Annotated in this window: 19 protein-coding genes and 2 pseudogenes; 8 read left to right on the plus strand and 13 right to left on the minus strand. The window is 63.1% G+C overall.

What is annotated here, in order from left to right; translation table 11 throughout:
* Positions 1-14: 14 nt before the first annotated feature.
* Positions 15-428, minus strand: a complete 414-nt coding sequence (locus ACZ5KU_RS30140) for a flagellar basal body-associated protein FliL (protein ID WP_054058506.1) — start codon at positions 426-428, stop codon at positions 15-17.
* Between the two features lie 158 nt (positions 429-586).
* Here ACZ5KU_RS30140 and ACZ5KU_RS30145 point away from each other — a divergent pair, with 158 nt between their 5' ends.
* The 3 genes from ACZ5KU_RS30145 to glpT all read left to right on the plus strand — a co-directional run bounded on the left by ACZ5KU_RS30145 (position 587) and on the right by glpT (position 3,791).
* Positions 587-1,564 carry an NADPH:quinone oxidoreductase family protein gene (locus tag ACZ5KU_RS30145; protein ID WP_464736635.1) on the plus strand — a complete coding sequence of 326 codons (978 nt, stop codon included), beginning with the start codon at positions 587-589 and terminating at the stop codon, positions 1,562-1,564.
* A gap of 102 nt (positions 1,565-1,666) precedes the next feature.
* Entirely contained in the window at positions 1,667-2,287 is a 621-nt protein-coding gene (locus ACZ5KU_RS30150) for a flagellar basal body-associated protein FliL (RefSeq protein WP_464736636.1), read from the plus strand.
* A 154-nt stretch (positions 2,288-2,441) separates the two neighbouring features.
* Positions 2,442-3,791, plus strand: a complete 1,350-nt coding sequence (gene glpT, locus ACZ5KU_RS30155; protein ID WP_054063599.1) for a glycerol-3-phosphate transporter — start codon at positions 2,442-2,444, stop codon at positions 3,789-3,791.
* Positions 3,792-3,942: 151 nt separating this feature from the next.
* On the opposite strand, the gene ACZ5KU_RS30160 is transcribed toward glpT, so the two are convergent.
* Positions 3,943-4,590, minus strand: a complete 648-nt coding sequence (locus ACZ5KU_RS30160) for a gamma-glutamylcyclotransferase (protein ID WP_054058502.1) — start codon at positions 4,588-4,590, stop codon at positions 3,943-3,945.
* A gap of 27 nt (positions 4,591-4,617) precedes the next feature.
* On the minus strand, positions 4,618-7,020 hold the full coding sequence (locus ACZ5KU_RS30165) for a TonB-dependent receptor plug domain-containing protein (protein ID WP_464736637.1): 2,403 nt from the start codon (positions 7,018-7,020) through the stop codon (positions 4,618-4,620).
* Positions 7,021-7,322: 302 nt separating this feature from the next.
* On the opposite strand from ACZ5KU_RS30165, the gene ACZ5KU_RS30170 reads away from it, so the two are divergent.
* Complete coding sequence (locus tag ACZ5KU_RS30170; RefSeq protein ID WP_054058500.1) at positions 7,323-7,805, plus strand: hypothetical protein; 483 nt, start codon at positions 7,323-7,325, stop codon at positions 7,803-7,805.
* Positions 7,806-7,936: 131 nt separating this feature from the next.
* Here the strand turns inward: ACZ5KU_RS30170 and ACZ5KU_RS30175 are convergent, their stop codons facing one another.
* From ACZ5KU_RS30175 to ACZ5KU_RS30195, 5 genes and pseudogenes are all read right to left on the minus strand, one after another.
* Positions 7,937-8,905 carry a CDP-6-deoxy-delta-3,4-glucoseen reductase gene (locus tag ACZ5KU_RS30175; RefSeq protein ID WP_273825860.1) on the minus strand — a complete coding sequence of 323 codons (969 nt, stop codon included), beginning with the start codon at positions 8,903-8,905 and terminating at the stop codon, positions 7,937-7,939.
* Complete coding sequence (gene ubiD / locus ACZ5KU_RS30180; protein WP_464736638.1) at positions 8,905-10,371, minus strand: 4-hydroxy-3-polyprenylbenzoate decarboxylase; 1,467 nt, start codon at positions 10,369-10,371, stop codon at positions 8,905-8,907. The genes ACZ5KU_RS30175 and ubiD overlap by 1 nt, the downstream gene beginning before the upstream one ends.
* 151 nt (positions 10,372-10,522) lie before the next feature.
* Positions 10,523-11,781, minus strand: a pseudogene (gene rho / locus ACZ5KU_RS30185) (transcription termination factor Rho).
* Positions 11,782-12,015: 234 nt separating this feature from the next.
* Positions 12,016-12,357: a thioredoxin TrxA gene (gene trxA / locus ACZ5KU_RS30190; RefSeq protein ID WP_054058496.1), complete on the minus strand. Its 342-nt coding sequence runs from the start codon at positions 12,355-12,357 to the stop codon at positions 12,016-12,018.
* A gap of 298 nt (positions 12,358-12,655) precedes the next feature.
* Positions 12,656-13,353 (minus strand): annotated as a pseudogene (locus ACZ5KU_RS30195) (FadR/GntR family transcriptional regulator).
* 257 nt (positions 13,354-13,610) lie between these two features.
* Between ACZ5KU_RS30195 and ACZ5KU_RS30200 the strand changes: the two are divergent.
* Genes ACZ5KU_RS30200 through ACZ5KU_RS30215 form a run of 4 tightly spaced genes read left to right on the plus strand, consistent with a single transcriptional unit; the run spans position 13,611 to position 16,457 of the window.
* Positions 13,611-14,396: a transporter substrate-binding domain-containing protein gene (locus tag ACZ5KU_RS30200; protein WP_054058494.1), complete on the plus strand. Its 786-nt coding sequence runs from the start codon at positions 13,611-13,613 to the stop codon at positions 14,394-14,396.
* Positions 14,397-14,420: 24 nt separating this feature from the next.
* Positions 14,421-15,086: an amino acid ABC transporter permease gene (locus tag ACZ5KU_RS30205; RefSeq protein WP_464736639.1), complete on the plus strand. Its 666-nt coding sequence runs from the start codon at positions 14,421-14,423 to the stop codon at positions 15,084-15,086.
* On the plus strand, positions 15,083-15,733 hold the full coding sequence (locus ACZ5KU_RS30210; protein WP_081005959.1) for an amino acid ABC transporter permease: 651 nt from the start codon (positions 15,083-15,085) through the stop codon (positions 15,731-15,733). The genes ACZ5KU_RS30205 and ACZ5KU_RS30210 overlap by 4 nt, the downstream gene beginning before the upstream one ends.
* The gene (locus ACZ5KU_RS30215; protein WP_464736640.1) at positions 15,720-16,457 is read left to right on the plus strand and encodes an amino acid ABC transporter ATP-binding protein; all 738 of its coding nucleotides are present in this window, start codon (positions 15,720-15,722) and stop codon (positions 16,455-16,457) included. Before ACZ5KU_RS30210 ends, ACZ5KU_RS30215 begins: the two co-directional genes overlap by 14 nt.
* A gap of 6 nt (positions 16,458-16,463) precedes the next feature.
* On the opposite strand, the gene ACZ5KU_RS30220 is transcribed toward ACZ5KU_RS30215, so the two are convergent.
* The 5 genes from ACZ5KU_RS30220 to ACZ5KU_RS30240 all read right to left on the minus strand — a co-directional run bounded on the left by ACZ5KU_RS30220 (position 16,464) and on the right by ACZ5KU_RS30240 (position 21,017).
* A complete protein-coding gene (locus tag ACZ5KU_RS30220; RefSeq protein ID WP_464736641.1) occupies positions 16,464-16,790 on the minus strand; it encodes a hypothetical protein in 327 nt (108 codons plus the stop codon).
* A 237-nt stretch (positions 16,791-17,027) separates the two neighbouring features.
* Positions 17,028-18,380: a fimbria/pilus outer membrane usher protein gene (locus ACZ5KU_RS30225; RefSeq protein WP_464736642.1), complete on the minus strand. Its 1,353-nt coding sequence runs from the start codon at positions 18,378-18,380 to the stop codon at positions 17,028-17,030.
* Positions 18,347-19,516, minus strand: coding sequence for a fimbria/pilus outer membrane usher protein (locus ACZ5KU_RS30230; RefSeq protein ID WP_464736643.1), 1,170 nt, complete (start codon positions 19,514-19,516; stop codon positions 18,347-18,349). The genes ACZ5KU_RS30225 and ACZ5KU_RS30230 overlap by 34 nt, the downstream gene beginning before the upstream one ends.
* Positions 19,517-19,523: 7 nt before the next feature.
* A complete protein-coding gene (locus ACZ5KU_RS30235; protein WP_081005957.1) occupies positions 19,524-20,222 on the minus strand; it encodes a fimbria/pilus chaperone family protein in 699 nt (232 codons plus the stop codon).
* 141 nt (positions 20,223-20,363) lie between these two features.
* Positions 20,364-21,017, minus strand: coding sequence for a DUF1120 domain-containing protein (locus tag ACZ5KU_RS30240; RefSeq protein WP_416770949.1), 654 nt, complete (start codon positions 21,015-21,017; stop codon positions 20,364-20,366).
* Between the last annotated feature and the right edge of the window lie 407 nt (positions 21,018-21,424).

Raw genomic sequence — 21,424 nt, forward strand, 5'->3', positions numbered from 1 at the left:
CGACAAATGCCGGCTCACTGTACGATCAGGTTGTTGAAGAGCAGGTCTTCCACCTGCGGCTTGCCGGTCTCGTCGGTCAGCACCTGCTGGACCTGCTTGAGGGCTTCCTGACGCATCTTTTCCTTGGCTTCGACGTTGCTCATCGAGTCCACGGTCTGCTGGGCGAACAGCGCCACCAACTGGTTGCGGATCAACGGCTCGTTGGCCTTGACCGCCTGGGCCGCCGCGTCACCGGTCACACGCACCGCCACGTCGGCCTTGTAGACCTTGAGCTTGGGGCTGCCGTCCAGGCCATAGTTGCCCACGAACGGCGGGGTCAGGCTGATATAGCTGACCTTGGGCGCCGCGCCCTCGCCTTCCTTGGCCTCTTCCGCCATTGCCGCCATCGGCAGCGACAAGGCCACCATCAACATGATCCACGCTTTCACGATTCGCTCCTCAATCCTGGTTGCGGTCTAGCATAGCGAGCCCTGCCGTCGAGCCCAAGCACAAAGCTTATAGGCGACTATCAGGCCAGGGCATGCTCGTTGACCCTTCGACTCACGCTCCTACACTTATCGGCCACCACTCCCAAAGGAATAGCCCGATGAAAGCCGTACTGTGCAAAGCCTTCGGCACTGCCGAAACGCTGGTGCTGGAGGAAATCGCGAGTCCGACGCCGAAAAAGAACGAAATCCTGCTGCAGGTGCATGCTGCCGGGGTGAACTTCCCGGATACGCTGATCATCGAGGGCAAGTACCAGTTCAAGCCGCCCTTCCCGTTCTCGCCCGGTGGCGAAGCGGCCGGGGTGGTCACGGCCGTGGGAGAAAAGATTAGCCACCTCAAGGTCGGTGACCGGGTCATGGCCCTGACCGGCTGGGGCAGCTTTGCCGAGGAAGTGGCGGTACCGGGCTACAACGTGCTGCCGATTCCGGCCACGATGGATTTCACCAGCGCCGCAGCCTTCAGCATGACCTACGGCACCTCGATGCACGCGCTCAAGCAGCGCGCCCGGTTGCAACCGGGGGAGACCCTGGCGGTGCTCGGCGCCTCCGGCGGTGTCGGCCTGGCGGCGGTGGAGATCGGCAAGGCCATGGGTGCACGGGTGATCGCCGCGGCCAGCAGCGCCGAAAAACTCGCGGTGGCCAAGGCCGCCGGTGCCGACGAACTGATCAACTATAGCGAAACCAGCCTCAAGGACGAGATCAAGCGCCTGACCGATGGCAACGGTGCCGACGTGATCTACGACCCGGTGGGCGGCGACCTGTTCGACCAGGCCGTACGCGCCATTGCCTGGAATGGCCGGCTGCTGGTGGTGGGCTTCGCCAGCGGGCGCATCCCCGAACTGCCGGTGAATCTGGCGCTGCTCAAGGGCGCCGCGGTGGTCGGGGTGTTCTGGGGCTCATTCGCCCAGCGCCAGCCCCAGGACAACGCGGCAAACTTCCAGCAATTGTTCGCCTGGTTCGCCGAGGGCAAGCTCAAGCCGCTGGTGTCGCAGACCTATCCGCTGGCTGAAGCGGCCAGAGCCATCGACGACCTGGGCCAGCGCAAGGCGGTGGGCAAGGTGGTGGTGCAGGTACGCTGAAGCGGGTTTCACGAGGCGCCGGCAGCGAACAGGGCTATATTCAGCCCCACGGACAGGAAGCGCCCATCACGGGCGCTTTTTCTACCCCATGGAGGCAATTCGATGATTCCCCTGCTGCAAAAGCTGCTGCCCGGCGCCCTGCTGCTATCGGCCCTGGTGCTGCCCTTCACCGCCCAGGCCCACCAGGACGACAAGACAACGCCGGGCCTGAGCAATGCCACGGTGCTGATCGTCCGGCACGCGGAGAAGCCCGACCAGGGTCGTGGCCTCAGCCCCAAAGGCGAACAACGCGCCCAGGCCTACGCCCACTACTTCGCCCCCTTGCAACTCGAAGGCCAGGACCTCATTCCCCAACGGCTGATCGCCACCAGCGACAGCAAGCAAAGCGACCGCCCGCGCCTGACCCTCACCCCACTGTCGCAACGCCTGCAACTGCCGATCGAACAGCCCTACGCCGACAAGGACGTGGACAAGCTGGTCAAGTCGCTGGGCAAGACCAACCGGGCAGCGGTGCTGCTGATTGCCTGGCATCACGGCCAGATCGACAACCTGATCGGGGCCTTCGGCGCGGATGTGAAAAAGATCATCGGCCAGAAACATTGGCCGGAGGATGTCTATGACTGGCTGCTCGTGCTGCGCTTCGACGACCATGGGCAGTTGATCCAGTCCCGCAGCGAGAAGATCCAGGAGCACCTGCTGCCAGACGATGGTGGCACGCCCTGAAAGCGTCCTTCATTTATTCCTTCGCGACATGTTCATAAAACAACATCAAGAACACTCCATTTCCTACATTTGCGGATGAGAAAGCCTGCTATTTTCGGTAACGAAAATGTAACATTCGCATCCGCAGTCAAAACAAGAAACCTGGAGCCCTTGAATGTTTGCCTTCTTTCGACCTGCCGCACACCGGGCACCGCTGCCCGAGGAAAAAATCGACAGCACCTACCGACGCCTGCGCTGGCAGATCTTCGCCGGGATCTTCTTCGGTTATGCCGGCTACTACCTGCTGCGCAAGAACTTCTCCCTGGCCATGCCGTACCTGATCGACGAGGGCTACAGCCGGGGTGACCTGGGCGTGGCGATGTCGGCGATCGCCATCGCCTACGGCCTGTCGAAGTTCCTCATGGGGCTGGTGTCCGACCGCTCCAACCCTCGCTACTTCCTGACCTTCGGCCTGTTGATCTCGGCCGCGATCATGTTCATTTTCGGTTTCGCGCCCTGGGCAACCTCCAGCGTGACCATGATGTTCATCCTGCTGTTCATCAATGGCTGGGCCCAGGGCATGGGCTGGCCGCCCAGCGGACGGACCATGGTGCACTGGTGGTCGCAGAAGGAACGCGGCGGCGTGGTCTCGGTGTGGAACGTGGCGCACAACGTCGGCGGTGGCCTGATCGGCCCGCTGTTCCTGCTCGGCATGGGCTGGTTCAACGACTGGCATGCGGCGTTCTACGTCCCGGCGAGCGTGGCCCTGGCCGTTGCGGCCTTTGCCTTCATCACGATGCGCGACACCCCGCAGTCGGTCGGCCTGCCGCCGATCGAGCAGTACAAGGACGACTACCCCGAAGGCTACAACGCCAGCCACGAAAGCGAGTTCAGCGCCAAGGAAATCTTCGTCAAGTACGTGCTGCGCAACAAGATGCTCTGGTACATCGCCATGGCCAACGTCTTCGTCTACCTGCTGCGCTACGGCGTGCTGGACTGGGCACCGACCTACCTCAAGGAAGCCAAGCACTTCGACGTCGACAAGACCTCCTGGGCCTACTTCTTCTACGAGTGGGCAGGGATTCCGGGCACGCTGCTGTGCGGCTGGATGTCGGACAAGATCTTCCGTGGCAACCGGGGCCTGACCGGCATGGTGTTCATGGGCCTGGTGACCGTGGCGACGCTGGTGTACTGGCTCAATCCGGCCGGCAACCCGACCATCGACATGATCGCGCTGTTTTCCATCGGCTTCCTGATCTACGGCCCGGTGATGCTGATCGGCCTGCAGGCGCTGGAACTGGCACCGAAGAAAGCCGCAGGTACCGCTGCCGGCTTCACCGGCCTGTTCGGTTACCTGGGCGGTTCGGTCGCAGCGAGCGCGGCGATGGGCTACACCGTCGACCACTTCGGCTGGGATGGCGGTTTCGTCCTGCTGGTAGTGGCCTGCCTGCTGTCCATGGCGTTCCTGGCACCGACCCTGTGGCACACCCGGGCTGCCAGCACGAGCCGTAGCGCGATCGCCTGACCCACCTCACCCTGTGGGAGCCGGCTTGCTGGCGATCCGCCAAAGGCCGCCATTCGACACAGCCTGCGGCGATAGCAGCACCGCTATCGCCAGCAAGCTGGCTCCCCACAAGGGTCCAGCGCAAGACACCTCACTTGCGTACTCCTGGTACTCAGTGTGAGCCTGAACGGCAGCGCTTGAGCCGCGCCTCCAGGTTACGATCCGGCATCGCGTGGCTGCGCAAGGCGCTGGCGGTCTGCTCGACATAGTCCCGGGTGGTACCGTAACGCCCGCAGGCACTCTGCAACACCTGGGTCAGGATGCTGTCGGGCAGGTTGCCGGCATAGCTGGGCAGGTGCCGCTCCAGGACGAACCCCAGGGCCTGCACCGTCTGCCCGGTTTCCAGGCGACAGTTGAGCCAGTGCGGTCGATAGGACGGCACCGGCATCTCCCGCTGCCACAGGGCGTAGAGCGACGCCTCCAGCTGGTCCTCCGGCAACCGATAGGCAAAGCCGCTGCAGGAACCCCCGCGATCCAGGCCGAACACCAGCCCCGGCAGTTCCGGCGTACCACGATGTTCATGGGACCACAGGTACAGGCCACGGTGATAACCGTGGACCCGCCCGCGCACCCGCTCCACCGCCGAACACTCCGGCCGCCAGATCAGCGAGCCGTAGGCGAACAACCAGACCGGTCCGCCCTTGTGCCGGGCCATGGTGGCCTGCATCGAGCTGAGCAATTGTTCGTGGGTCAGTTGCGCCCCCAGCTCAAGGCGCGGCGGATAAGCCAAACCCGGCAAAACAGGATCTGTAGCAGCCATGACGAATCGCGTGGGGCTCCTCGATAGTTACCAGTTGTAAGTCACTTTACCGTAATAAAACGCGCCGCTGTAACCGTACGGCGAATAAGTGCTATAGGCCAGGTTGCCGCCGCTGTTGGCGAAGGCACTGAGCCTTTCCGGGTACTTGTCGGTGACGTTGTCGCCGCCCAGGGTGAAGGTCCACTGCTTGAGCTTGTAGTCCGCCGCCAGATCCAGCAGCCAGGCCGCCTTGAAGGTCTGGTCGTTGACCGCATCGGCCTGGTAGCTGGTGAACGAGCCATAGCGGGTCAGGTTGCTGTGCAGCACCCAGTTGCCGAAGCTCAGGTCGTTGCCGAAGGTCAGCTTGTGCCGTGGCGTGGTGTCGCCGAGCAGGCCGAGCCGTTCGCGACGATCCACCCGCACCAGGTTGACCCCCAACTGATTGAGGATCGCCGGGTTGTCCTTCACATCGGTGACCTTGGTCCGGTTGTAGTTGTAGCCCAGGGTGCTGTTCCAGCGCGCACCGTTATCCAGCAGGTAACGATAGTTGGCCACCAGGTCGATGCCGTTGGTGCTGGTATTGGTGGCGTTGGTGAAGTAACGCGCGCTGGTGTAGTTGATGTTGCCGACACCGTTGGCCTGCAGGTAGTTGATCGCGGCGTTGTTCAGCACCAGGTTGGACGAGAGGCTGATGCGGTCACGGATGTCGATCCGGTAGAAGTCGGCCGTCACCGTCAGGTTGTCCGCCGGCTCCAGTACCAGGCCGAGGCTGTAGTTGCGCGATTTCTCCGCCTTCAGGTCCTCGGCCCCGAGCAGGCGCGCCACCTGGCTGTTGGCGGCGAAGGTGCCGGCTTCCTGGACGGTCGACCCGATCAGCTGCGACGAGGTGTAGGTGAAGTTCTGCTGGGCCAGGGACGGCGCCCGGAAGCCGTTGGAAATGCTGCCGCGGACCGCCACCTGCGGGGTGAAATCGTAGCGCGCCGACAGCGAGCCACTGACGTTCGAGCCGAAATCGCTGTAGTCCTCATGGCGCACCGCCGCCGAGGCGCTGAGCTTCTCGGTGAAGTGGGTCTCCAGGTCCAGGTACTGGGCGAAGTTGTGCCGCGAGTAACTGCCGGCATCCGCGGCGCGGAAACCACCCAGGCCGGAACTGCCGCTCTGGTAGTAGGACTCGGGCTGGCCGGCGCTGATCTGGTAGCCCTGGCGCAGGTATTCGGCGCCCAGCGCCAGCGACACCGGATAGGGCAGCCAGCCGAGGTTGAACTCTCGCGACAGGTCGAAGTTCAGCTGGCGCTGGTCGTTGCTCAGGGTGCCGTTGTCGAACTTGCGCGGCGTGTTCAGGCCCAGCGAGGTGTTGATGGTTTCCGTGCGCAGTTCGTACTCGTTCTTGCCGTAGTTGACCGACAGGTCGTAGTGCCAGTCGTCCGCCAGCAGGCCGCGCAGGCCAAGCACCAGCGAGGTGTCCTCGAGATTGCCGTGGATCAGCGGCAGGTAACCGTTGGGGAAGATCGCCGGAATGTTGTTCGAGGCGTTGCTCGCCCGGTAGAACGCCGCGGTTTCGCCCCGACGCTTGCTGTAGCCGCCAAAGCCGTAGAACTCGGCGGCCTCGTTGAAGCTGTAGGCGGAGTTGAACTGCACCTTGCCCTCGTTGGTAGCCGGCTCGCCCTGGCGGAACACCTGCTGGCCATAAGTCGTCGAACCGACGCTGGCCGGGCGGTAGTCCTTGCCGGCACGGTTGGTGTAGTCGTTGTCGGAACCCTCACCGGAAAGGTTGAAGAAGCCATTGTCGCCCAGGGTGAAGCCGCTGTTGCCGTCGAGCTGACGGTGAATGCCGTCGCCCTTCTTGTACTCGCCGAACTTGCTGGAAACAGAGCCGCCGTGGTCGGCGCTCTTGAGGATCACGTTGATCACCCCGGCAATCGCATCGGAGCCGTAGCGGGCCGAGGCGCCGTCACGCAGCACCTCGATATGGTCGACCGCCGAAATCGGAATCGCATTCAGGTCGGCCGGTGCCGAGCCACGCCCCACCGCACCACCGAGATTGACGAAGGCACTGGTGTGCCGACGCTTGCCGTTGACCAGCACCAGTACCTGGTCCGGCGACAGCCCGCGCAGTTGCGCCGGGCGCACCAGCTCGGCGCCATCCACCAGCGACGGGCGCGGGAAGTTGATGGAGGGAATCAGCCGCGCCAGCACCGTGCCCAGCTCATCCGAGCCGCTGCTGCGCAGTCTGTCGCCGCTGATCACGTCGATCGGCGACAGCGAACCGCTGGCCGTGCGCTCCTGGGCGCGGGTACCGGTGACAATGACGGTATCGAGTTTCGGCGCATCGGCCGTGGTGTCATTCGAATCGGCGGCGGCCGCCTGGGTGAAAGTCATCGCGCCTGCGGCGGTCAGCAAATGAGCGGACAAAATCGCCGAGTACAGCCGGTGTTGCGTGTTGCTCCCCATACCGCTCCCCTTGGAATCCAAAGTCGGGGCTTCATGCCCCGAGTTCGCACGATCGGTCCGTGTGGCGAACGGTGTCGGTCATTGTGTTGATGATTGGCTGATACAGGCCGGTAGTCCGATGACATATAGCCTAATGATATGTAATAAATAAATTAAATATCAGAATCGAATATGGATAAGCTAAACACTGCATTAGTAAAAAACCCTACAGACCTTTCAGATAGCAAGAGCTGACGAGCCGGGGTCAGGCTCCGTATAACGGCCAACTTCTCGAATAACCGCGTCCCAGAGAGGTCAGCCCCATGAATCGATCGATGTTCGCCGCAGTGCTTGTCCTCTCGCTGGGAACGGCCAGCGCCGTGCTCGCCGCCCAGGAGTCCACCGCAGAGAAGGGCTTCTGGTATGCCCAGACCAGTCTGTACTCCCGGCACTATTCACCCGCTCCCGAACACAACAATCATCAGGACCTGCTTGGCCTGGAACGTCATGACGGGTCGGGATGGCTGTACGGCGCCGCGACTTTTCGCAACTCGTTCAGCCAGCGCTCGTACTACGGCTATGTCGGGCAGCGCTTCGACAGCGCACGTTATCCGTTGTACGCGAAGGTGACGGGTGGGTTGCTGCAGGGCTATCGCGGCGAGTACCGCGACAAGATTCCGCTGAACCGCCTGGGCGTGGCGCCGGTGCTGATTCCGTCGGTGGGCACCTACTACGGGCCGGTGGCGGCCGAACTGGTGCTGCTGGGGTTCAATGCGGCGATGATCACCACGGGGGTCAGGTTCTGATCATGGGTGGAGAGTGCTGGCCCTGTTCGCAGATGAATCCGGCTCTCACAGTGTCAGCGTCGCTCGCAGGAGTCATGCACGGCGCGAGCGCTGGTGGGAGCAGGATTTATCCGCGAACAGGCCATCGCCAATCAGGACCTCGGCGCGTAGGCGAAGACATCCGCCCGCATCTGGTGCGCATCCATCCCCGCCTCGACCAGCGCATCCAGCGTTGCGTAGATCATCGCCGGCGAGCCGCTGGCATAGACCCGCACGCTCGACAGGTCGGCAATGTCCTCGCAGACCGCCTCGTGCAGCATGCCGCAGCGCCCTTCCCAGCCGCACAGGTCGCTGACCACCTTGTGCAGGAACAGGTTCGGCAGCTTCTGCCACTCGTCCCAGTGTTCCAGCTCATAGAAGTCCTCGGGCCGCCGCACCCCCCAGTACAGGTGCACCGGGTGTTCGAACCCGCGTGAACGGCAGTGCTCGATCAGGCTGTGCATCTGCGCCATGCCGGTCCCGGCGGCGATCAGCACCAGCGGCGCATCCGGCAGTTCGGCCAGGTGGGTATCGCCGAACGGCAGTTCGACCCGCGCCATGCCGTTGCGCTGCAACTGCTCGATCAACCGGCGCGCACTGGCTTCGCGCACCAGCACATGCAGTTCCAGGTCACGCCCGGAGTGTGGCGCCGAGGCCAGGGAAAACGCCGATTTCTCGCCGTTGTCACGCTCGATCATCAGGTACTGCCCGGCGTGATAACGCGGCGGCTTGCCCGCCGGCGCCCGCAGGCGAACCCGCCAGACATCGCCGCCGATCTCGACGCATTCGGTCAACTGACACGCCAGGCTACGCACCGGCAACTCTCCCAGGGCCAGGACACCATCCCAAAGCACCACGCAATCTTCCAGGGGCTCGGCGATACAAGTGTAGAACTCGCCATGGTCACGGACAGCGCCCGCCTGCGCGACCCGGCCTTCCACCAGCAACGCCGCGCAGACGTGACAATTGCCATTGCGGCAACTCTGCGGGCAGTCATAGCCCAGCCGCCGGGCACCATCGAGAATCCGCTCGCCGGGTCGTATCTCCAGCACGGCTCCGGAGGGCTGCAAGGTCACACGCATCAATCTATTCCTAACTGATTCCAGATGGCATCGATCCGCCGGGTCACGGCTTCATCCTTGACGATCACCCGGCCCCACTCGCGCGTGGTTTCGCCGGGCCACTTGTGGGTGGCATCCAGCCCCATCTTCGAACCCAGGCCGGAAACCGGCGAGGCGAAGTCGAGGTAGTCGATCGGAGTGTTGTCGATCATCACCGTGTCGCGCTTGGGGTCCATGCGCGTGGTGATGGCCCAGATCACATCGTTCCAGTCCCGGGCATTGATATCGTCGTCGGTGACGATAACGAACTTGGTGTACATGAACTGTCGCAAAAACGACCAGACACCCAGCATCACGCGCTTGGCATGGCCAGGGTAGGACTTCTTCATGGTCACTACCGCCATGCGGTACGAGCAGCCCTCGGGCGGCAGGTAGAAGTCGGTGATTTCCGGGAACTGCTTCTGCAGGATCGGCACGAACACTTCGTTCAGTGCCACTCCGAGGATCGCCGGCTCATCCGGTGGTCGCCCGGTGTAGGTGCTGTGGTAGATCGGCTTGATCCGGTGGGTGATGCGCTCGACGGTGAACACCGGGAAGTCGTCGACCTCGTTGTAGTAGCCGGTGTGGTCGCCATACGGGCCTTCCGGGGCCATTTCGCCCGGGTGGATCACGCCTTCGAGAACGATTTCCGCGGTGGCCGGGACCTGCAGATCATTGCCCCGGCACTTCACCAGTTCGGTGCGGTTGCCCCGCAGCAGGCCGGCGAAGGCGTACTCGGACAGGCTGTCCGGCACCGGCGTGACCGCGCCGAGAATGGTCGCCGGGTCCGCCCCGAGCGCCACCGAGACCGGGAACGGCTGGCCCGGATGCTTCTCGCACCATTCGCGATAATCCAGCGCCCCGCCACGGTGGCTGAGCCAGCGCATGATCACCTTGTTGCGGGCGATCACCTGCTGGCGGTAGATGCCGAGGTTCTGGCGATCCTTGTTCGGCCCCTTGGTGACCGTCAGGCCCCAGGTGATCAGCGGCGCCACGTCGCCTGGCCAGCAGTGCTGCACCGGCAGCTTGCCGAGGTCGACGTCGTCACCCTCGAGGACGATCTCCTGGCAGGGCGCGTCCTTGACCACCTTGGGCGCCATGGCAATGATCTTGCGGAAGATCGGCAGTTTGGACCAGGCGTCCTTGAGCCCCTTGGGCGGCTCCGGCTCCTTGAGGAAGGCCAGCAGCTTGCCGATTTCCCGCAGTTCGCCGACATCGTCGACCCCCATGCCCAGGGCGACCCGCTCCGGGGTGCCGAACAGGTTGCCGAGCACCGGGATATCGAAACCGCTGGGTTTTTCGAACAGCAGCGCCGGGCCCTTGGCCCGCAGGGTGCGGTCGCAGACCTCGGTCATTTCCAGAATGGGGGACACCGGAACCTGGATGCGCTTGAGTTCACCGCGCTGTTCCAGGCCGCTGATAAAGTCGCGCAAGTCGCGATACTGCATGCGTGAGCCTCGTAGGGTCCGTGGCGTTCGGGGTGGGCAGTGTACCCGGTTCGCCCCGATATCGTGCAAGCGAACACTTGCCCTGGCACGGTCCGCGCCGCGTCCAGACAGCAAAAAGCCGGGTTTCCCCGGCTTTTCTGCTCTGTTCGACTTACTTGCGCTTCATCGACAGGAAGAACTCATCGTTGGTCTTGGTCGTTTTCAGCTTGTCGACCAGGAACTCGATGGCCGCCACTTCATCCATCGGATGCAGCAGCTTGCGCAGGATCCACATGCGCTGCAGCTCGTCGTCGGCCGTCAGCAACTCTTCGCGGCGAGTACCGGAACGGTTGATGTTGATGGCCGGGAACACGCGTTTTTCGGCGATCTTGCGGTCCAGGGGCAGTTCCATGTTACCGGTACCCTTGAACTCTTCGTAGATCACTTCATCCATCTTCGAGCCGGTTTCGACCAGCGCGGTGGCGATGATGGTCAGCGAACCGCCTTCCTCGATGTTACGCGCGGCACCGAAGAAACGCTTCGGTTTTTCCAGGGCGTGGGCATCGACACCACCGGTCAGGACCTTGCCGGAGCTCGGGATCACGGTGTTGTAGGCGCGGGCCAGACGGGTGATGGAGTCCAGCAGGATCACCACGTCCTTCTTGTGCTCGACCAGGCGCTTGGCCTTCTCGATGACCATCTCGGCAACCTGCACGTGACGGGTCGGCGGTTCGTCGAAGGTCGAGGCAACCACTTCACCCCGTACGGTGCGCTGCATCTCGGTCACTTCTTCCGGACGCTCGTCGATCAGCAGGACGATCAGGTGGCACTCGGGTTGTTACGGGTGATGTTGGCCGCGATGTTCTGCAGCATGATGGTCTTGCCCGCTTTCGGCGGGGCGACGATCAGGCCACGCTGGCCCTTGCCGATCGGGGCGCAGAGGTCGATGACGCGGCCGGTGAGGTCTTCGGTGGAACCGTTGCCGGCTTCCATCTTCAGGCGCTCGTTGGGGAACAGCGGCGTCAGGTTTTCGAACAGGATCTTGTTCTTGGCGTTTTCCGGACGATCGTAGTTGATCGTGTCGACCTTGAGCAGGGCGAAATAACGCTCGCCTTCCTTTGGAGGGCGGATCTTGCCAACGATGGTGTCACCGGTGCGCAAGTTGAAACGACGGATCTGGCTCGGCGACACGTAGATGTCGTCAGGGCCGGCCAGGTAGGACGCGTCGGAAGAACGAAGGAAGCCGAAGCCGTCCTGGAGGATCTCCAGCACGCCATCACCGGAGATTTCCTCACCGCTTTTCGCGTGCTTTTTCAGCAGGGAGAAAATCACATCCTGCTTGCGCGAACGGGCCATGTTCTCTATGCCCATCTGTTCGGCCAATTCGAGCAGTTCGGTAATCGGCTTTTGCTTGAGTTCAGTCAGATTCATATAGGAATGACGTAATCATTTATGGAGGGGGGAAATTAAGCTTTTGGCTTAATGAGGCCGCGCCGCAGAGAAGGCGACAGGATCGCGTACTTGTTCGAAAAGGAGAGCGTCGGCGACGGCTAGCAGGGGGCAATGGCGAAACCAGTGCGGGGCCGAATGTAACACCTGCATTTCACAGAGTCTAGCCCCAAACAACGAAAAAGCCCCGCTATTTGCGGGGCCTTTTAACGACGATCAGAGGTGCGCGTCGAGGAAAGCTTGCAACTGCGACTTCGACAGGGCGCCGACCTTGGTCGCCTCGACCTGGCCGTTCTTGAACAGCATCAGGGTCGGGATACCACGCACACCGTGCTTGCCCGGAGTATCCTGGTTTTCGTCGATGTTCAGCTTGGCGACGGTCAGCTTGCCCTCAAAGTGAGCGGCGATATCGTCCAGGACCGGAGCGATCATTTTGCAAGGACCGCACCACTCAGCCCAGTAGTCAACCAGCACAGGGCCTTCGGCCTTCAGGACGTCTGCTTCGAAGGACGCGTCGGTGACGTGCTTGATAAGGTGGTGGTGATGATGGCTGCTCATGGAATTCTCCGCAGTGGTAAACCCAAAAAAACGTTGCCCATCATAGCCGCCCTTCCTACGTACAGGAAGCCGCAGATGATTGAGTCTAACTATGGTACTCCATGAGTTTGAGTATCACCCAATCCGTGGGAGCCAACTGTCCTGGACTCACAGCCGACAAGCGGTCAAGAAAGCCCAGGGGTGGCGGTGATTGTACCGGCGCTTTCGCCGATGGATCCTGCTCTCACAAGGTACGGGTGACTACAAAAATCCTGTGTGCACACTGTGGGGCCGATGCCCCGCTCCGTGCAACGCAGAATCAGGCCGGCGTGACGAAAGCGATCCCGGTGCGCAGCGCCGCATTGCGCACATGCTCCTGCATGGCCTTCTGCGCCGGCCCCGCCGCATGCCGGGCCAAAGCCCGGAGGATCTTGCGGTGCTCCTGCCAGGTTTCCATGGCCCGTTCGGCCCGGATGAACGGCAGTTTCTGGCTCTCCAGGAACAATTCGGCCGTGGCACTGAGAATGCCGACCATGGCCTGGTTGCCGCTGGCCAGGAGGATCCGCCGGTGAAAGTCGAAATCCAGCCGGGCGGCAGCCTCGAAGTCCCCGGCGAGCAGCTCGGCACGCATGGCGTCGACATTGTCCTGCAGGATATCCAGCTCATCCGCCGTCAGCGTGACCGCCGCCAGCCCGGCGGCAAACCCTTCGAGGGCATAGCGCAACTGGAAAATGTCCTCGGCCGAAGCCTGGGCCGCGAACGGCCAGGCCAGCCCGCTGCCGGACGGCGCCTGCCCCTGCGCCTGGACGAACACCCCCTTGCCCGGCTGCACGCTGATCACCCCCAGCGCACTCAGGGACGACAGTGCCTCGCGTAGCGACGCCCGGCTGATCCCAGGCGCTGCGCCAGGTCACGCTGCGAGGGCAGGGCGTCGCCCGGGCCGTAGCCCTCCTCGCTGATCAATTTACGAATGGCTTGCAGCGCCACTTCAGGTACGGCGCGGGAAATCGAGTTCATGGTGCCCAGGCTGGAAGGTCCGATAAAGCGCTAGTTGTAAAGCTATTACAGGCGGGCGGCAAGTCACGCCCAGCACTGGTTCGCGCCCCATGACCCATGCGCGATAACGGTGCGAAAAGAATAGCAACTGTTCAGACCAGTAAGACCATGAAAACCCTGACGAGGCCCGGAATACAGGGCTTTTCGCACGGTATGGCATGGGCTGTGCAATGCATATCGAACCGTAACCCTCCCCTTTTCGCATTCGGAGATCCGCCATGACCAAAGGCTTCAACGCCCTGCTCGCCGCCCTCTTCGCCAGCCTGATGCTGGGCCAGGCAGTCGCCCATGCCAATGGCCTGGACGATGTCGTCGCCCGCGGCACACTCAAGGTCGCCGTGCCCCAGGACTTCCCGCCCTTCGGCTCGGTCGGGCCGGACATGAAACCCCGTGGCCTGGACATCGACACCGCGAAACTGCTGGCCGACCAGCTCAAGGTCAAGCTGGAACTGACCCCGGTCAACAGCACCAACCGCATCCCGTTCCTCACCACCGGCAAGGTCGACCTGGTGATCTCCAGCCTCGGCAAGAACGCCGAGCGGGAAAAGGTCATCGACTTCTCCCGGGCCTACGCGCCCTTCTACCTCGCGGTGTTCGGCCCGCCCGAAGCCGCGATCAATGGCCTGGATGACCTCAAGGGCAAGACCATCAGCGTCACCCGTGGCGCCATCGAGGATATCGAACTGACCGCCGTGGCGCCCCAGGGCGTGACGATCAAGCGCTTCGAGGACAACAACTCGACCATCGCCGCCTACCTCGCCGGCCAGGTCGACCTGATCGCCAGCGGCAACGTGGTGATGGTGGCCATTTCCGAACGCAACCCGAAACGGGTGCCGGCGATGAAGGTGAAGCTCAAGGACTCCCCGGTCTATGTCGGCGTGAACAAGAACGAGCCGGCCTTGCTGGACAAGGTGAACCAGATCCTGAGCGCCGCCAAGGCCGATGGCAGCCTGGACAGGAACGCCCAGCAATGGCTCAAGCAACCGTTGCCCGCCGATCTCTGATCCGGTTTTCCCGAGGCCCGCTCCATGGCTTATCAGTTCGACTTTCTGCCGGTGTTGCACAACGCCGATCTGCTGCTGCGCGGCGCCCTGTTCACGCTGGAGCTGACCGCCATCGGCACCCTGCTGGGAGTCGGTCTCGGCATTCTCGGCGCAGCCGTGCGTGCCTGGAAGATCCAGCCGTTCTCGGCCCTGTTCGGGGTGTATGTGGAACTGATCCGCAACACGCCGTTCCTGGTGCAACTGTTCTTCATCTTCTTCGGCCTGCCGTCCCTGGGACTGCAGATTTCCGAGTGGCAGGCGGCGGTGCTGGCGATGGTGATCAACCTCGGCGCCTACAGCACCGAGATCATCCGCGCCGGCATCGAGGCGATTCCCCGCGGGCAGCTGGAAGCCGCCGCGGCCCTGGCCATGAGCCGCTTCGAGGCCTTCCGCCATGTGGTCTTGCGCCCGGCGCTGGGCAAGGTCTGGCCGGCCCTGAGCAGCCAGATCATCATCGTCATGCTTGGCTCGGCGGTGTGCTCGCAGATCGCCACCGAGGAATTGAGCTTCGCCGCCAACTTCATCCAGTCGCGCAACTTCCGCGCCTTTGAAACCTATGCCCTGACCACCCTGATCTACCTGGGCATGGCCTTGCTGATCCGCCAGTTGCTCAACTGGCTGGGACGGCGCTACCTGTCGAGGAGTCGCTGATGGATTTCACGTTCTGGGACATCCTCAACAACCTGCTGAGCGGATTGCAGTGGACCCTGGTGCTGTCGCTGGTGGCCTTCCTCGGCGGCGGCCTGCTCGGCCTGCTGGTGATGGTGCTGCGCATTGCCGAAAAGCCCCTGCTGCGCGGCCTGGCCCGCGCCTATATCGAACTGTTCCAGGGCACGCCGCTGCTGATGCAGCTGTTCATGGTGTTTTTCGGCGTGGCCCTGCTCGGGGTGGACATCTCGCCCTGGCTGGCGGCCGCCATCGCCCTGACCCTGTTCACCGGCGCCTATCTGGCGGAGATCTGGCGCGGCTGCGTCGAATCCATCGCCCGCGGCCAGTGGGAGGCCTCGGCCAGCCTGGCGCTCAACCGCTACGAACAACTGCGCCACGTGATCCTGCCGCAGGCACTGCGCATCGCCATCGCACCGACCGTGGGCTTTTCGGTGCAGGTGATCAAGGGCACCGCGGTGACCTCGATCATCGGCTTCACCGAACTGACCAAGACCGGCGGCATGCTCGCCAACGCCACCTTCGAACCCTTCATGGTCTACGGCCTGGTGGCCGTCGGCTATTTCCTCCTCTGCTACCCCTTGTCCCTCAGTGCGCGCTACCTGGAAAGGAGACTGCATGTCGCTTCTTAGAATTTCCGCCCTGCACAAGTACTACGGCGACCATCATGTGCTCAAGGGCATCGACCTGAGTGTCGAGCAAGGCCAGGTGGTGGCGATTATCGGCCGCAGCGGCTCGGGCAAGAGCACCCTGCTGCGCACCCTCAACGGCCTGGAATCGATCAACGACGGCGTGATCGAGGTCGACGGCGAATACCTCGATGCGGCCCGTGCCGACCTGCGCAGCCTACGGCAGAAGGTCGGCATGGTGTTCCAGCAGTTCAACCTGTTCCCGCACCTGAGTGTGGGCGAAAACGTCATGCTCGCCCCGCAGGTGGTACAGAAGGTTCCCAAAGCCAAGGCGGCCGAACTCGCACGGCAGATGCTCGAACGGGTCGGCCTGGGCGACAAGTTCGATGCCTTCCCGGATCGTCTCTCCGGCGGCCAGCAACAGCGGGTGGCGATTGCCCGGGCCCTGGCGATGTCGCCGAAAGTGCTGCTGTGCGACGAGATCACCTCGGCGCTGGACCCGGAGCTGGTCAATGAAGTGCTCAGCGTGGTGCGCCAATTGGCGAGGGACGGCATGACCCTGATCATGGTCACCCATGAAATGCGCTTCGCCCGGGAAGTCGGCGACAAACTGGTGTTCATGCACCAGGGCAAGGTCCATGAAGTCGGTGACCCCAAGGTGCTGTTCGCCAATCCGCAGACCGCGGAGCTGGCGAACTTCATCGGCAGCGTGGAAACCCCCGCCTGAGACCGCTCATTCGCCCGGCACCAGTTCGAAACGCCCGCGGCCTTGGATTTCGGTCTCGTCGCCGACTCGGCTCATGGCCAGGGGCAGGCGCGGTTCGACCTCGACCTGCGCCGAGAAAAACCGCCCCTTGGCCGGCAGCCCTTGCGCCAGCACTCGCACAGTCCGGCCTGGGGCCATCAGCCAATCGGCCCCGTGCTCTTCCGGGCGGCCCTCCACCGCCAGGCTGACGGGCTCGCCATCCAGCCGGGCGTTGCCCAGGCCGACGGTGAAGTAGCCCCGAGCCAGACGGTAGGCCTGCGGCCCCGCCGCGGCCCCTTCGAAACGCAACAGCATGGCCGTGGGCCGGGGCAGACGATCGTCAGGCTCAGTCGGCGAAGACCCAGCGACAACTCGGACTGCCCGGGCTGGATTGGCAGACTCCCCAGGCGCAGCGAGCCGAGATCAATCTGCGCCTGGCTCAGGGACAACGTGCAGTCATGGGCGGCAACGGGTAACGAACACAAGGCAAGAGCAAGGCAACAACGGCGCAGGATGCTGCTGGCGCAAGAAGTCATGACGGTGTCCTCTGGATCAGATCGCCCGGCAAACCGCCGTGGCCGTTTCGTAGGGCCTGTCGTTGTCGACGGCTTCGGCCAGTTCGACAGTCAGGACGCAGTGGGTATGCTCGGCCAGGCGGATACTCAGTCGCTGCCCAGCCTCGGCATCATTCAGGAAAACCATGCCTTCGCCGAGGACCGTGGTGAGCAGCCCGCCCTCGACGCTGGACACCAATGCTCCCTGACGCAGCGGTTCGGCATTTTCGTCGGTGACCTTGAGCAGCAGCCGGCGGGCACTGACCACCGAGAAATCAACCCGGTTGAACGACCCGCGCCCGGCCTCCAGACGCTTCACCCCATTGATCAGGTCGACACGCCGCGGCAACGAGCGGCTGTCGACTTCCACCTGGCTCTCCCGATAGGCCGACAGGCCGGGCAGCACCGCCTGCCCGCTGAAATCGGTCCAGACCGGGCCTTGCGGCGTGGCCAGGCGGATGCCGGACAGCTCACCCACCGAGGCCACCCCGAAGGTTTCCTGGATGGCGTAGGGCGAGAACGTCAGCCCTCCCCCATGCAGGGCGACGCCTCCGGACAACTGCCCGCTGTAACGGGTGCCGGAAGGGTGGCGCGTCGCCCCCAGCCCTACCTGGGTGTAGCGCGGCAGCAGACTGAGGTTGGCCCTGGTGAGCTGCTGCCGGTTGTCGAGATCGCGCTCCAGCCCCAGGTCGTAGCTCAGGGTGTCGCTGACCCGCTCACGGTAATCTCCACCGACATTGAGCCGGTCGCCGCGACGACTGACGTAGGAACCAATCCGCCGATCCCCACCCAACGGGATGCTGACGCCCAGGCGCATCCCCAGCCCCGGGTCCGACGCATGACGCCCCTCGCGTGGCCCGACACTGGAGTCGACACTCAGGTTGACGCTGGCATACCGGTAGTCCCTGCTCCAGAGCCCATGCAGGCGCTGGGACGAACGCCCATCGAACATCAGGTTGCGCGAGTAGCCCAGGCTGAAACCGCCCAGTTGCGCATCCGACCAGCCGAGTGCAGTGGTGTACTGTCGCCTGAGGCGCAGGCTGGAATCATTATTGCGATCTGCACTGTGCACCTCGAACAGATCGCGATAACCGGCAGTGCGCAGGGTAGCACTCAGGCTCAGGTCGATATCCGCCACGAATGGGCTGCTCAGCGAGAGGCTGTCCTGCCGCCCTGTCAGGGAGTGCCGGGTCGTCTGGGACAGGGTGCTGCGCAAACCCAGGCCGACCCGCTCCCAGACTCGGCTGTCGAACGCCCAACCGGTGGCACGATAGTCGTCGCTGGCCAACAGCCCGCTGCTCAACGAGCCGAATCGGCCTAGCCCCCAGGTGCCGCTACCGGTCGCCAGCAATGGCTCATCCGCACCGTCGCCATCGCCCTCGCGCAGCCGCCCCAGGGCCAGGTGGTAACCCGGCGGGACCGACGCGGCCCCCGGAAGGATGCCGCAGGTACGACAAAACGCTGTTCACCGCCCGTCTCGCCGATGACCCGGACCTCCAGGTCGGCGCTGTCGCCGAGCAACGGCAGACCGGCCAGGCTGAAGGGCCCCTGGGGGACCAGGGTGGTATGGATCAATACGCCGGACTGGCGAACCTCTACGCGCGATGAATCGAACGCCACGCCCCGGACCACCACGCCATGCCCGGCCCGACCCACCAACGAACCGCCGGGCATGAACTGCACACCGGAGAGTGGGACACCGGCGAATATCGGCCCTGCGCTGCTGATCTGGCCGGCCTGGAACGTTGTCTGCCAGGCGTTCAGGTCCCGTTGCGCGTAGGCATACAGATGCTCCGTTTGCCGTTTCCCATCGTGGGCGACATGCAACTGGCGACTGCGCACGACCCAGTCGCCTGCATTGAACCCCGCCTCGGTCGCCGCCGAAAGAAAACGTTCGGTCCGCTGCTGCGAACGGGTGTCGACCGCCAACACCTCGTAATTGAGCAAGGCCGCCGTACCGCCACGGCTGTAGGCACCCTCGTCGAGCCGCTGGCCGCGCAGGGCCTGGGTCGGCACCAGCAGGGCCACCTCCTCGCGATGGGGTCGCAGGGAAACCCGGGCCTGCGGATATGCCTGCAAGAAGTCATGGCAGTCCTGGTCAAGCACCCTGCCGGCAGTGGTGGCGGTCGGCTTCAAGCCGGCCTTGTCCAGCAACGCCGTGGTGAAACACAACTGACCCTCCTGGTCGAAATGGAGCTTGGCAAGGCCCAGCGAATCGCCGTTGAGCTCCAGATTCACCACCTGCTGCCCTTCGCGAAAGCGCGGTGCCAGGCGGAAATAATCAGCAACTGCGGGATCGATGCCGCGTCCGGAGAGCACCGACAAGTCGAACTCCACCTCGGCGGCCTCCTCCTTCTTCTGGGCCGAGACAGGCTCGCCAAACCCCAGCAAGACCAGCCCCAGCCCCCTGATCAGCCACTGGGCCGACCTGGAAATCGGCAGGCATCGGCCGTGGCCCTCACCGGCTCGTCGCTCAGGCGCTCTCATGCAAGCATCACAGTGCTTCGGCAAGAATCGGTGCTTCGTAGCTGGCTACCGCAAATCCGTAGACCGTTGCCGGCTGCAGAGTGACCGACGTACTCCTCGGCAGCGCCGGGTCCATTTCGATCTCAAGCACCTCCCCCGGCAGCACGTAACTGCGGCCCAGCATCACGCTGGTCTTGTGCGGGTTGAGCTGGAGCTCCGGCGCCAGGCGCACGACATAAGGGCTGTCATTACGTACCAGCAGCCTGGATCCGCGCTGGTGCCACGTCAACGCCTTCCAGGGCTCGCCATTGCGTGCCAAGCCTCTGGGATGCAGGATCAGCGGCAGGTTCTGGCGCAGGTTGATACCTACCGTGGCGCCGTCCGCGGACTTGCGCTGCGGTATGCCCTCGAAGGTGACCCGCTTCAGGCGCTGGGTCTTGAGTGGTTGGTCGTTGATGGCAAGAAAGGTCACCACCTGCGTCTCGCCGCCGTCGAGCCGGGAGACCGGCTGCGCCACCACCACCAGCGCCTCAAGGTCCTCGGGAATGGACTCGATGGCCGAATTCAGCAGGACCGTGCCGCTCTCGGTATTGCGCACATGGATACTGGCCTGACCCTCCTCCTCATGGAGAATGACCACCGTGGTTTCCGGTTGCACACCATCGGCCCGGGCGTTCCCCCATAACACACCCAGAAGAAAGAACAACGCACCGGCAAAATAGGGCATACGAGGCATGGTCTCCAAGTGACACGCTCCCTGGCGAACATATATTAAGATCCGTTTGATACAGACATGACGAGATGGCCGGCACACACTTGCGTGCCGGCTTCTTCTCTACTGGTTAGTTGCCATTTTAATCCAAGTTATTCAGAGATAGCGCAGTTCCAGGGTTGCCGAACCGTCCAGGCTTACTGCTTCTTTTATATCAAGCTCGGAAGTCTTGTTGATGACCGCCTGAACTTCCAGTACGCCACTGACCCGTTCCACCGAAGCGGGATGAGTGGCCATGAAACCACTCCAGGACATGATGTTCTGATACTGGCCCAGGGCACCGTCGCCACGCTTCCAGTTCAGTCCGTTGTTACCCGACACTATGGTGTTCACCAACGGGAAGTTGGCCAAGGACTTCTTGATGATCAACGCATAGCCGCCGATCCGCTGGCCACCCGACGTCGTGCCCAGGCCATAGTTGTAGATGTCGTCGTAGCCCGGATTGATGGACGCCTGCACGATACCCGGGACCTTGCTGCCGGCGCGGTTGTCGATGGTCTTCACGCCCACCCGGGTGCCACCCTCGCACTTGACCAGGAACGGCACGCTCTTGGCCTCCAGGCGCGTATAGTTGTCCGGTTTCAGGGAGCCGCCATCAATCTTCTTGTAGTCGACAATACCGCCGTTCTGCAGGGTCAACGTGCAAGCCGGCGGGATGATCGTGCCTGTCACCAGCAGGTCAGCGGCACTGGCATAACCTCCGACTGCAACCAGCAGGGCGCCGAGCGTCAACTTGGATAACAACTTCATTTTCCCCCTCCATGTCATTCTGTTTTTAGCGGGCATGAGTTATTCAAGGCCGTCTGTTTTAACCGAAACCCCACTGCACCCAGGACACTTCAGTCTCTACAGCCAGCAACAATTAAATAACTGACACCAAGGCAAGATTGCCGGGCGCTAGTTTCCCTATTGATCCACGCCAGAAAAACCGGAGCGTTCGCAATCGGTTAGTTGAATAAAGAACAGGCGGAATCGGATGCCTTGGATATCGGTGTCACCTTGACCATGCCAAACAAGTAATGAATGTGACATATTCATGTAGGAAAATTGACGCAATGATGTTCCACCCACCCCGCAACCGACCCTGACCGGCTGCTCCCGGGCGCCCTACGTTGGCGTCAGAGCCTGATCGTGGCACGATGGAGGGGTTATCGACC

The organism is Pseudomonas sp. Tof1 (assembly GCF_055390395.1).

What these genes read in the sequence shown, in the direction of transcription:
- ACZ5KU_RS30230 (WP_464736643.1), bottom strand. Translation starts at nt 19,516, where the DNA reads ATGAGAGCGCCTGAGCGACGAGCCGGTGAGGGCCACGGCCGATGCCTG.
- trxA (WP_054058496.1), bottom strand. Translation starts at nt 12,357, where the DNA reads ATGAGCAGCCATCATCACCACCACCTTATCAAGCACGTCACCGACGCG.
- ACZ5KU_RS30175 (WP_273825860.1), bottom strand. Translation starts at nt 8,905, where the DNA reads ATGCGTGTGACCTTGCAGCCCTCCGGAGCCGTGCTGGAGATACGACCC.
- ACZ5KU_RS30220 (WP_464736641.1), bottom strand. Translation starts at nt 16,790, where the DNA reads ATGCTGTTGCGTTTCGAAGGGGCCGCGGCGGGGCCGCAGGCCTACCGT.
- ubiD (WP_464736638.1), bottom strand. Translation starts at nt 10,371, where the DNA reads ATGCAGTATCGCGACTTGCGCGACTTTATCAGCGGCCTGGAACAGCGC.
- glpT (WP_054063599.1), top strand. Translation starts at nt 2,442, where the DNA reads ATGTTTGCCTTCTTTCGACCTGCCGCACACCGGGCACCGCTGCCCGAG.
- ACZ5KU_RS30200 (WP_054058494.1), top strand. Translation starts at nt 13,611, where the DNA reads ATGACCAAAGGCTTCAACGCCCTGCTCGCCGCCCTCTTCGCCAGCCTG.
- ACZ5KU_RS30215 (WP_464736640.1), top strand. Translation starts at nt 15,720, where the DNA reads ATGTCGCTTCTTAGAATTTCCGCCCTGCACAAGTACTACGGCGACCAT.
- ACZ5KU_RS30160 (WP_054058502.1), bottom strand. Translation starts at nt 4,590, where the DNA reads ATGGCTGCTACAGATCCTGTTTTGCCGGGTTTGGCTTATCCGCCGCGC.
- ACZ5KU_RS30205 (WP_464736639.1), top strand. Translation starts at nt 14,421, where the DNA reads ATGGCTTATCAGTTCGACTTTCTGCCGGTGTTGCACAACGCCGATCTG.
- ACZ5KU_RS30240 (WP_416770949.1), bottom strand. Translation starts at nt 21,017, where the DNA reads ATGAAGTTGTTATCCAAGTTGACGCTCGGCGCCCTGCTGGTTGCAGTC.
- ACZ5KU_RS30150 (WP_464736636.1), top strand. Translation starts at nt 1,667, where the DNA reads ATGATTCCCCTGCTGCAAAAGCTGCTGCCCGGCGCCCTGCTGCTATCG.
- ACZ5KU_RS30145 (WP_464736635.1), top strand. Translation starts at nt 587, where the DNA reads ATGAAAGCCGTACTGTGCAAAGCCTTCGGCACTGCCGAAACGCTGGTG.
- ACZ5KU_RS30165 (WP_464736637.1), bottom strand. Translation starts at nt 7,020, where the DNA reads ATGGGGAGCAACACGCAACACCGGCTGTACTCGGCGATTTTGTCCGCT.
- ACZ5KU_RS30170 (WP_054058500.1), top strand. Translation starts at nt 7,323, where the DNA reads ATGAATCGATCGATGTTCGCCGCAGTGCTTGTCCTCTCGCTGGGAACG.
- ACZ5KU_RS30235 (WP_081005957.1), bottom strand. Translation starts at nt 20,222, where the DNA reads ATGCCCTATTTTGCCGGTGCGTTGTTCTTTCTTCTGGGTGTGTTATGG.